Below are 446 nucleotides of genomic sequence, written 5' to 3'. Positions count from 1 at the left end.
AGCAGCAGGGGCAGGGTACACAGCATTTTTCTTCGCGACAGCAGAGGGCCGGGTGCGAGCGTGGGCAGATGTGTCAAGGGTGTCTCCGGTTGTTTTATCGATCTGCAGATGCGCCGGTGTCAGGGCTCGCGGCGGGTTTCCAGATAGGTCTTGATGGCCCAGATGGCTTCCTGCGTCAGGATGCCCTCGAACGGCGGCATGTAGACCCGCCCGTCGCGGGTGCGGCCCCGGCGAACCGTGGAGACATAGAAGTCGTCCATCTCCTTGAAACAGGCTTGCTTCTTGGCCGCATCGGCCAGGCCCATGCAGTCCGCATCGATCTTGCGCAGGTCGGGCGAGATGCCCCCGGAGATGGCCTCCAGTCCGTGGCAGCGCGCACAGTTCTGGTTGTAGGCGGAAGAGCCAATGCGCAGCGCCTCTTTGTGGCCGTCGCCGGTGGAGTACGG

1 protein-coding gene is annotated in these 446 nt (G+C 63.7%); it reads right to left on the bottom strand.

All coding sequences use genetic code 11. The annotated features are described in order from the left end of the window. Positions 1-119: 119 nt before the first annotated feature. A partial coding sequence (pedF, locus tag AC097L_RS25975; RefSeq protein ID WP_479589571.1) for a cytochrome c-550 PedF occupies positions 120-446 on the bottom strand: 327 nt, incomplete at its 5' end.

Source organism: Rhodoferax sp. RT5P35 (assembly GCF_056521385.1).
This window is presented reverse-complemented; position numbering and strand designations above follow the sequence as displayed.